10 protein-coding genes are annotated in these 10,365 nt (G+C 28.2%); 8 read left to right on the forward strand and 2 right to left on the reverse strand.

Features of this window, described 5'->3' with window-relative positions; all coding sequences use genetic code 11:
- Both PF569_04905 and PF569_04910 read right to left on the reverse strand, forming a co-directional pair.
- A partial coding sequence (locus PF569_04905; protein MDA3855573.1) for a hypothetical protein occupies positions 1-2,196 on the reverse strand: 2,196 nt, incomplete at its 3' end.
- Positions 2,197-2,537: 341 nt separating this feature from the next.
- Positions 2,538-2,888, reverse strand: a complete 351-nt coding sequence (locus tag PF569_04910; protein MDA3855574.1) for a hypothetical protein — start codon at positions 2,886-2,888, stop codon at positions 2,538-2,540.
- A gap of 541 nt (positions 2,889-3,429) precedes the next feature.
- On the opposite strand from PF569_04910, the gene PF569_04915 reads away from it, so the two are divergent.
- The 8 genes from PF569_04915 (at position 3,430) to PF569_04950 (ending at position 10,169) form a co-directional block, all read left to right on the forward strand.
- Positions 3,430-3,555: a hypothetical protein gene (locus PF569_04915; protein MDA3855575.1), complete on the forward strand. Its 126-nt coding sequence runs from the start codon at positions 3,430-3,432 to the stop codon at positions 3,553-3,555.
- Positions 3,556-3,676: 121 nt separating this feature from the next.
- Positions 3,677-4,798: a hypothetical protein gene (locus PF569_04920; GenBank protein MDA3855576.1), complete on the forward strand. Its 1,122-nt coding sequence runs from the start codon at positions 3,677-3,679 to the stop codon at positions 4,796-4,798.
- Between the two features lie 95 nt (positions 4,799-4,893).
- Positions 4,894-5,418 carry a hypothetical protein gene (locus PF569_04925; protein ID MDA3855577.1) on the forward strand — a complete coding sequence of 175 codons (525 nt, stop codon included), beginning with the start codon at positions 4,894-4,896 and terminating at the stop codon, positions 5,416-5,418.
- Positions 5,419-5,456: 38 nt separating this feature from the next.
- Positions 5,457-6,731, forward strand: a complete 1,275-nt coding sequence (locus PF569_04930; protein MDA3855578.1) for a hypothetical protein — start codon at positions 5,457-5,459, stop codon at positions 6,729-6,731.
- Between the two features lie 73 nt (positions 6,732-6,804).
- A complete protein-coding gene (locus PF569_04935; GenBank protein MDA3855579.1) occupies positions 6,805-7,140 on the forward strand; it encodes a hypothetical protein in 336 nt (111 codons plus the stop codon).
- Between the two features lie 18 nt (positions 7,141-7,158).
- Entirely contained in the window at positions 7,159-7,377 is a 219-nt protein-coding gene (locus PF569_04940) for a hypothetical protein (GenBank protein MDA3855580.1), read from the forward strand.
- 21 nt (positions 7,378-7,398) lie between these two features.
- Positions 7,399-8,352 carry a hypothetical protein gene (locus tag PF569_04945; protein ID MDA3855581.1) on the forward strand — a complete coding sequence of 318 codons (954 nt, stop codon included), beginning with the start codon at positions 7,399-7,401 and terminating at the stop codon, positions 8,350-8,352.
- A gap of 5 nt (positions 8,353-8,357) precedes the next feature.
- Entirely contained in the window at positions 8,358-10,169 is a 1,812-nt protein-coding gene (locus PF569_04950) for an SNF2-related protein (GenBank protein ID MDA3855582.1), read from the forward strand.
- The last annotated feature ends 196 nt before the right edge of the window (positions 10,170-10,365 follow it).

Genomic DNA, 10,365 nt, shown 5'->3' on the forward strand with positions numbered 1-10,365 from the left:
ATAATTATAGTGCTTCTGTTTAATTAAACTTTTATTATTTATTACTTCTAGTTTTAAAAGTGTTTTATTAGTAATAGTTGTATAAATATACATAGATAATAAGAATTTATGAGTTTCAAAGTTCAAAGAATGATTTAAGTAATTAGTAATCTTATGTTTTAAGAAGGATTCTGAAGTATTACTTAAGTTATCCATAAGTAACAAATCATTATCATTCCAAATTGAATTAGTGACTTTATACTCATTCTTTTGAGACTTATGATTGGTACCAAGAATTAAGTTTACAAAGTATCTATACTTTGATAGAAGCTTTCTATGTTTTATAGTAGTGTTTTTAGTTATTGATCTATTATTTATTAGTAAAAGATTATCTGTAACTTCTTTAAGGGCATCTTTACTTTTTAATAATTCAGTAGCTTTAGACTCTTTAAACTCTCTAATACTTTCTAGTAGGAACTTATCCATTAGTTGAGAATATTTAGATATCATGTTACTAGGAACATATACAGCATCATAACAGCTATAAGGAGTTAATTTATCTTCTTTCATAGAGTTTGATACTTTAACTATCATTTCACTTTCTATATTCTGGGAAAATTGCCAGTTAGAAGTAAACTCAAATTGTGATAACTCAGGAAACTCTCTTCTAACAGCCCTTATTATAGACTTTGCTGATATAGTCTTATTACCTAAATAGTCTAGGAACATTAGTTTCATATTGTCATTTTTATAGTTATTTCTAAAATTATTATTTCTTTTAGTTGTTTTATATCTATGTATTTCTATCTCATCTCTAGTTTCATCATTATTTAATAAACCTTCTAGTTTCATAGCTTCTTTAACTGTTGAATTAGGATAATCTTTTTTAAGCTCTTTAATAAAATTAACATTTAAACAGCTATCTACTAGAGTTTTGTCTATACTATTTATGTAAGACTTTTCACTATTCATATTATAGATTAGTAAAGTCTCTTCTTTTATTAAGTCTGCTAGTTGTTTAATCATGAAGTTTTTTTGTAGATCAACTAAATTGTCAAGAACATTCTTTTCTTTTAATATAGATTCTGCAATTGCATTATAGAACCTTCCATCATATAGTTCATCATTTACATAACCATATATAATTTGAAACATTGCACTTGATAAATCTACCTCTTTTAAACCTAAGTTCTTAGTAATCCATTTTCTAGTACCTTTTTCTATACCTGTAAATGTTGAGTATAATCTGCCACCTTGATTTAGTATTAGTTCATTGCTTCCAACTTCATAAGAGTCTTTAGAGTCTAAATAAACTTGATATTTTCTAGTGTAGGATAAGTGGTACTTTAAAAAATCAGACTTAAAAGCATTGTTAATATTCTCTATGATAGGAAGATCTTTATAGCTTATACTATGCATATCAGGATTTACTTTATCTTTATCTTTAGTAGCTTTATTTCTGAATGAAATATCAGATTTAGGACTTTCATATTTTCTTCTTAGTTTATCTTCTACATTAGCTTGTGCTTTATAGAATCCATCTTTATCTATTACACTAAGGTTATTCCAGTCAAACTTACAAAGTAGATCTGATAAAGACTGAGGATTATACATCATACCTATAAGGTTAATAAACTCCTCATATTCAATTTTAGTTGAGCTATCTTCAAGATATTTAGTAAATTCTCTATTCAAGTGATGAAGCTTATTTAATTTAACACTTGTACACTTATTATCCTTATGTTTAACACCTAAGAATAGTCCTTTTTCTGTATAGAAAATACCTAGAGTAGTTAAAGCATCCAGAACTTTTCTTTTTACATAATAAGATGTGTTACCAAACTTAAACATTGGATTTAATACTTTCTTATCTTTATCTAAGAACTCTGAGTTAGTCAAAGGAACAACAACTTTATTATTCTTATGTATATCCTCTAAAGACTTATTAAGTATAGGATTTCCGTCTTTATCCTCTTTATCTTTATAGCCTTCAATGTGATTCTTTTGAATAACACACCTTGTAAAAGTATTTAAGCATATATCAGTAAATAGCTTAGTTTGCTCTTCAGATTTTAAAATACTTTTATCTGAGAACTCTATAAACTTAGTTATAAGATTTCTAAGTTCTAAAGGTAAGTTACTAGAACTATAAAAGCCAAAGAATCTTTTTGTGAGATGTTTTTTATTATTTATTTCTATTTCTTTTTCTAATATCAATCAATAATTTCACAAGTCATTTTGTTATGTAGCTCCTCTCCATTAGATTTGTATAAACCCTAGCATTTTGCAGTCTATACAATAGTAGTAATCATACTTTATTACTTAAAAAGTTTCAAGTCGATTACATGTTTAATTTGTAACTCCTATCACAGTATACACTAATATACTGCAATTTCTATGCCAAGTTCTAACACACTTTAAACACACTTAGAGGCTATCTCATTTTAAAAGTGTGTCAAAAAGAAACATTATATTTAATTAAGCTATAAAACTGTGTCATTATGACTCACTTATTTAAAAATATGCCTAAAACTGTGTCAAAATGACACACCAATTTATTACATCTTTAACTTGTAACTCTTTATCCTATCCATAACCTTAGTAAATGGGTCAGATTTCTCAGTGACATTCTCTCTCGCTTTAACCGTGTTTGTTATATCTCTCTTATCAAAGTCAAACTCTAGCGTATACCACTCTTTATTTGTATTATCTATTACAAATGACTGATAAGTATCAACTAATTCTTTTATCTCAGCAATAGAAATAATACTCTGTGGAACATTATTAGAGATAAAGTGGCTTAACTCATCTCTCTGAATCCACTTTACTCTCTCAAGGCTGTTGATTGAGAATTCAAAATAATCCATGTTAACAGGCTTTGCAAAAATAAACTCCACCACTTGCTCCATTATATTCTCCTTAAATAAAAACCTATGGAGAACCGAAGTAACACGACTAAAAAAGATAAGCAAGTAAATCTTCATAGTCCTTCGGTTCTCTATAGGTTCTTAATAATCTATAGTACGCTCGCTTATGTAATACAATGTGTTAAATTGCTTTCTTATAGTAATATAGTATCAATTTGTAAAATAGGTTACTTTACACTACAAAACTACTGAAAGTATCAAAAATAAACATTCTTTTAAATACTCTTAATATAATAGTACTTTTCTCATAAGTTACTATATTACTATAGACAAAAATTAAATTATCATTTAAGCTTAACTTAAATGAAATTAACAAAGGATACTTTAATCGAAGGAAGGGTTGTAAAAAGAGGAACTAGGATAAAGATTAAGGAAGCTAATATTAGTAAAGATCCTAGTTCTAGAGCAGGACTATGATAGAGACTCTAATGAGAATAAGGATATAAAAGATATAGGAGATAACTATTTCACTACCTATATTGCAGAGTTCCTAGTTTTAACAAATGAGGAAGCTGATGAGTTTATGATTTCAGAGACAGGAAGTCCTGAAGGTGATAGAGGGAAAGAAATAGCTTTAGATGATGGAGAAGAGAACTCTGCCTATGGTGGAGGTACTGAGTACTTTATCTATAGAATGAGTATTCTTTAACTTCATAAAATCAAATACTAAAAAGCCTACATCTTAACCGATGATAGGCTTTTTTATTTAACACTTGAAACATTATTATAACTATGATATACTTTAATTAAATATAAATAAGGGAGAATAAATGAGAATTACAACAAAATCATTAACTAAAAACCAAGCTCTAATAAATAGAGCTTATAGCACAGCCGATTCTGTGAATCAACTTTGTCTTATAGACTTTGAGAATAAAAAGATCTATATGAAATCCACAAACAACATCAACATATGTTTTGATATAGAAGTAGAGGATTATGATAGTAGTATTTGTGAAAAACTAATTACAGATGCTAGTAAACTTTTAACGGTATGTAATATGTATGATGAATTAGATGTAGTCAACTTAGATGGAAAAATAGCTTTTTCAAATGGTGATAATAAGTTTCAGTTATCCTACTTTGAAGATGTTAAGATAATTCCTACAAGTCTATTTGACAGAGATTATGAAGTAGATATTAAATTAGAAATTGATGAATTACTAGAAAAAGCTTTTAAACTAGGATTAACCTATGTAAGCAAAGATCCTAATGCTAATCAAGTACACCACCATGCAGGAATAATTAAAGGAAAACTTGCAGTTCTAACAGAATTATCAGATATTTTAATGTTAGATCTAGGAGATTATGAAGACTGTAATATACATAGAGATGTATTAGACTATATTAACATTCTAAGTAGTCAAGTAGAATCAGATGTAACTTTAAGTATTACAGAAAGCCATTATATCATAGAAACTTCTAATAACGTTAAAATTATAACACCTCACATAGTAGATATGAAGTTTCCTGATATTATGTCAGAAGCTTTTATTGACTTTTATACACATGAAACAAGCTTTGTAGTTAATAAGACTAAAATGCTTGACTTCTTAAGTTCTGTAAAATCATTTACAACTGATTTAGTTAATAATAGACTTGACTTTTCAATTAAAGGAAAGGAGCTTATATTAAATACAGCAGGTAAAGATAAAATTACAATTAAGTTTGAATTAGAATCTACTAATAATATTCCAGAAGATTTTACATTTATATTTGAAGGTGCTTTATTTGCTAAAAATCTAAAGAACATTGAGGGTGATCTAGTTACTATTGAAGTAGGTCAAGGAACTAAGATGAATAAAGGTGTTGAGAAGGATGCTATATTATGTCAAATGTATAGTGAAGACAAGGATACTAAAATCATCTTTAAAAGACTAAGTGATAAATAGAGCTCAAAATACAAATACACTTATATAAGTATTCAAATAAGTGTATTTGTAAATAAAACAATAAAAGGAAATGAGAAATGCTAATAGAGAAAAAAATGGTAAATAAAGAGTCATGTATTGAGAAGTTTGATAGAAAGTTTTCTAACTTTTGTGAAAAGAATATATTATCATTATATTATACAATATATCCAGAGTATATTGAAATTATAGATAATAGTGGTCTAATGGAAGAACCTTTAGAATATGAGTTCAATTTTAATAAAAGTGCGAGGACTATGATACATGATATAATAGAAGATCTTAAAGAGTTCTATCCTAAAATGTATCATAGAGACGAGAAGGTCTATACAACTAGCGATTTTAAAGAGTTACTTAGAAAATATACACCAGATGAGATAGAAGCTCTTGAAGTTGAAACTGATAGAAAACTAATGTATACTGTATATAGAGTTAATAATGAACATAACGAGATAAATATCATAGATCATTCTGATTTTAACAGGAAGAAAACATATAAGTTTACTATCCCTGTAATGGAGTTTATCAATGTGTTGTATAAAGACTCTGATGAAGCTTATAAACTTTTTAAATCAAAAGCTAAGTATATAAGCCTAATATAAAAGGTTGGACTTTTAAACTAAAAAAGAGGGAGAACATATTGACAAATAGGACTTGGATTCAAGAAAAACTGATTGAATTAAACTATGATACACCTAAACTTCAGAGTTTATATAAGGAGTTTGCACTAGAACAAAGCTCACTAATGGCTTACAATTCTTACTGTAGAAGAATATCAGAGGTTAAAGCTGAACTAGAAATAGACGAGCTAGAGGAGTGTGACTTATCCAATGAGGATTTAACTACTAATTTAGTAAAAAAGTCTGCTAGTACTCAGAAATTAAGAGACTCTAGAAACTTTGAAGTAAAAATAAAAAGAGAAAATGAAAGACTCTATAATTTACTAGAAGATAAGTTTGATGCTATATTAGATAATTTTCATAAAGTTGATCTAAAGAGTCTAAAGTTACCTCCTATAAAAAAGACTATTGAGAACAAGTATGCTGTACTTCAAATATCTGATATACATGCAAATGAAATAATATTATTAGAAGAAACGCATGGATTAAATGAATATGACTTTACAGTCTTATCTAAGAGATTAAGGAAATATATACAAGAGAGTATATTCTATTTTAAGAAGGTCAAAGTAACTGATGTCTATATAGCTTTTACAGGTGATTTTGTTAATTCTAGCAGAAGGCTAAGTGAGAAGTTAGCTCAAAGTGCTAGTGTTTCTAAAGCATCACTATTACTAACTTATTTACTGGAGCAAGCAATAATAGATTTAAGAAAGCAAGGATTTAAGCTACATGTAGTCAATGCTGTAGGTAATGAATCTAGATTATCTGATCATATGGAAAGTAATGAAATGACGGCAAGTGAAAACTGGGATTTCTTAATTTTTAATTCACTTAGGCACTTATTTAGAGGTGTAAAAAACGTAGATTTTATTGTACCTGATAATCAGATTACATCAGTAATAGAATTACCTAATGGATTTAACTTTTTAATTACACATGGTCATACCATAAAAGGTGATGCTGAAAAAGGTTTAGGTAAGTTAATACTAAATCATAGCTATAAAGGTTTAATTATTCATATGGTGCTTTATGGACACTACCATTCTTCAAGTATAGGTGATTTTGTGTGTAGGTGTGGTAGTTTGTGTGGAGGTAATAGTTATTCAACCTCTGACTTAAAGTTACTATCAAGAGCAAGTCAGAATTTATATTTGATAAATGATAATAAGTCTTTTACTGGAGTTAAAATTGACTTACAAGACGTATCAGGAGTTGAGGGATATAATTTAGCAGAAGAGTTGGCAGCCTATACTAAAGCAAGCTCTAAAGCTAACCTAAGAATAACTGGTTAGGTATTAGGACAACTTGCTTCTATAGTAAATAAATAGTATACTAATAACAAGAAAAGGAGAATAATAATAGATAATGGATAAAGAAAAAATAACATTAACCTATGAGAGTAAAGGAGTTAAATCTACACATGATATAGAGTTGAAAGAACCTCATAAAATTATGGAGTTTGTAGGAGAGTCCTATAGTAAACTATATAGCATGTTAGCAATAGACGTAGGAATAGCTACGAGTATACTAGATGACTTTTCATATGAAGTAGACTTAAATATTAAGGATAGAGTAAAAGTTTCTGAACTAGGAATCAAGCCTGAGTTTGAAAATGTTGAAGAGTTCCAACAAGAGATAAATGGTGATAGTGGCTTTAAAGCTTTTATCTATGATATGTATAAGGAAGCTTTTTATGAGTAGAATAGTAGGGAGAAAAATATGAGAAGATTATGGGTTTATGATGATTTATGGGAAGAGGGTTATAGATTTGATGATGTTATTAATAACGCTTATGTCATGATTAAAGCAAAAAATGAATATGAGGCTATCGAATTTTTAAGTGACAATCACAATACTATAAAAGTAAACAACGGTAGTAGCTCTTCTAAAAGTAAGTTTAATAGCATTTACTGTAATGCTCTATGCTTACTAGTATAAAAAGAAGGAGGGTAAGAAATAATGGAAAACAATAAAATATATGATACACTAATAATAGACTGTAACAACCTCTATCATAGAGCCTACAAAGGTGATTCTGCTATGCAGACCATCTATAATAATACTAAGTTACAAACTCAAGGAATATCAGGATCACTAGAAAGGATTCAAACATATATTAAAAAGTATCTTAAAGAAGGTGGCAAAATATATTTCTTATTTGATGATTCAAACGGTGGTGAGAAAATTGATGATAAACTTCTAGGATATAAATCCAATAGAAAAAAAGAGCATAAAGCATTTTATAGATCTCTTGACTATCTAGAGTTTATACTAAGACATTACATGGATAATTCTTATATATTAAGAACACCTAGTATAGAAGCTGACTCTTGGGTAAAGCCTTTATTAGAATATGAACGAGATAAAGATAAGAAGAATCTAATGATTAGTACTGATATGGACTGGGCTGGAAACTTATCTGAAAATACACATTGGTACTCATTTTATAACAAAGAAATATTTACTATAAGTGAGTTTGAAAATAAGTATAAATTTAAGCCTACAGAATCAGCAGTATGTTTCTATAAAAGTTTTTATGGAGATGCTTCAGATAATATTGAAGGTCGATATACTCAAATGACACCTAAGAAGTTTAATTATATCATAGATAACTTTAAGAACATGAAAGGCTTTTTACAAGGTTGTAGAGAGAAAAGTATTGAAGTTTTTAACGAAGCAATATATACTAGAATGGAAAGAGAGAAATATAACTTAACAACTAATTGGGAGTTAATAGCTTTTAAAGAAATATCAAAGAGTGTTCTTGAACATAATCTATTAAAAACTAAAGTGAATCTATTAAAATTAAATAGTATGTATCAAGCTTTAGCCTTAACTATAGATAAAAGAGTTATTAGTAGTAATGACGTCTTGGACAACCTGTTTGAGAAGCAGTACACAAAAAGGAAGTAAAGTAATTGATAATATTTTCAACAAAAGATAACTATATAACAGCTAAAGCTAGAGACCAAAGCGAGAGAGTTAAATCACAATGTAATAGTTTTCTCAAAGGTGAAGGTTTTTGGTGGTGTAAAGAAGATTATTGTTGGAAGTTATTTTCCTTATATCTAAATGATAACTTAATAAATAAATGTAGATTCATAGATGAGGTAGAAGGTAATATGAGAAGTCTTTTATCTTTTAGAAGAGAATTAGAGAATAAAGAGTGGGTAACTAAGACAGGTGTTAAATATGATAAGGACTTACTAAAGTATCCTCCTCTAAATAGAGGTCAAATTAGAGCTATTAATAATGTTGTATCTCATGAAGGCTTTATACTAAATCTATCTGTAGGTTATGGTAAAAGTTATATTTCTGCCTCAGCATTTAATCATTTACTAGCTAATAAAATATGTGATAAGATTTTTATTGTTACAGTAAACTCAATGGTAAATGGCTGGGCATCGGAACTAGTTAAGTTTACTGACTTAAATCGTGAAGAAATATATGTATTTGATGCAAAGAAGGCCCGTAACCCTTGGGAGAATAATGACTGCAAAGCCTTAATATGTTCCTATAATAATTTAAAATGTTTAGTAGAAGATCTTTTTAAAAAGAAAGGATACTCATTAAAGGCTATTAAAGAATCTAAAAAATATAACTATCATGAGGAGTTTCTATCTTGGTCTAAAGATTTTTTTATGATAATAGATGAAAGTCATCATATTTCTTCCCATAAGAGTAAGAACAATAAATATGTTAAAGGGATTTCTCTAGTTGCAAAACAAGTAGTTACAATGACAGGAACTTTATACAGACGAGGATTTGAAGAAATATTCCAACAACTTTCAGTAGTTGCTCCAGATCTAGTTGATAACTTTCCACATAAAGGTGAAAACTATCAAAGATTTTTAAATGCTATAGCTGAGTTAGAAAAGCCTTATTCTACTAAAGTAGTAAAAATTAAAGAAGAAATGAAGAGTTATCTTGAACCTTTATATAGTAAGTATATTCAGAAAGGTGAGACTGTTATAGATGTAGAAACACATGATAATAAAATTGATGTTAAGCTATCTGAAAAACATTTTAAGTTCTATCAAGAAGTTTCACAAATGATTCTTGCTAATTCGATAGAGGATGATGAGGGTGTCTCTTCCAGTGGATTTCTAAGTAACTATAACTTATTCACACAAGCTTTAGCTGACCCTAATATACTAAAGGAAAAATACCCTTTAGAGCTAAAGGATTTTAAATGGAATATAGAAGAAAATGTCAAATACCAAGCTACTTTAGATATACTAGAAAATCACCCTTTTGATAAAGTTATTATTTGGGTTAAAACACCTAGTCTAATAAAAGACCTTAATAAAAAATTAAGCAAATATGGTGTAGTTTCTTATTGTGGTGAGACTAAAATACCTAAAGGTATAACTAGAAGTAAGTTTAAAACTGACCTTATAGAGAAGTTTAATACTACAGAAGATAATAAAATACTAATAACTAATGAAATGAGTCTTGGTACAGGTGTAACTATAACTGGAGCTTCAGTTTCTATACATTGGACTATAACTTCTAACTATGTAGACTATGCCCAAAGTAAAGGTAGAATAAGAAGATTTGGTCAAACAAAATCTGTATACTATTATTATCTAATTGCTGACAATAGTATAGATAAAACTTCATTTAGAAACTTAGATGATAGAGGTTATTTAAACGGTGTAAAAGCTAAATATAAGTATTTATCTCAGAAGCAAATAAAGAGCTTATTACTAGGTGAGATTATATCTTGACATTTATATACTCTTAATATACAATAATATACAGGGAGAAATAATGATAAAAATAGGTGATAAAATAGAAATAACAGATACTGATATTCATGAATCAGATAACACTTTAAGGGGTGAAAAAGGAATAGTTGGAAGACTAGACTTAAAGACAGAAGGTGATCCTGACATCGTATACCTTTTTGATGGAGACGAAGTA

The organism is Candidatus Woesearchaeota archaeon (assembly GCA_027858315.1).
Taxonomy (GTDB): Archaea; Nanobdellota; Nanobdellia; order Woesearchaeales; family UBA583; genus UBA583.

Excerpts from the sequence above, each read along its gene's own strand:
- PF569_04920 (MDA3855576.1), top strand. The coding sequence starts at position 3,677 with ATGAGAATTACAACAAAATCATTAACTAAAAACCAAGCTCTAATAAAT.
- PF569_04910 (MDA3855574.1), bottom strand. The coding sequence starts at position 2,888 with ATGGAGCAAGTGGTGGAGTTTATTTTTGCAAAGCCTGTTAACATGGAT.
- PF569_04935 (MDA3855579.1), top strand. The coding sequence starts at position 6,805 with ATGGATAAAGAAAAAATAACATTAACCTATGAGAGTAAAGGAGTTAAA.
- PF569_04915 (MDA3855575.1), top strand. The coding sequence starts at position 3,430 with ATGATTTCAGAGACAGGAAGTCCTGAAGGTGATAGAGGGAAAGAAATA.
- PF569_04925 (MDA3855577.1), top strand. The coding sequence starts at position 4,894 with ATGGTAAATAAAGAGTCATGTATTGAGAAGTTTGATAGAAAGTTTTCT.
- PF569_04940 (MDA3855580.1), top strand. The coding sequence starts at position 7,159 with ATGAGAAGATTATGGGTTTATGATGATTTATGGGAAGAGGGTTATAGA.
- PF569_04945 (MDA3855581.1), top strand. The coding sequence starts at position 7,399 with ATGGAAAACAATAAAATATATGATACACTAATAATAGACTGTAACAAC.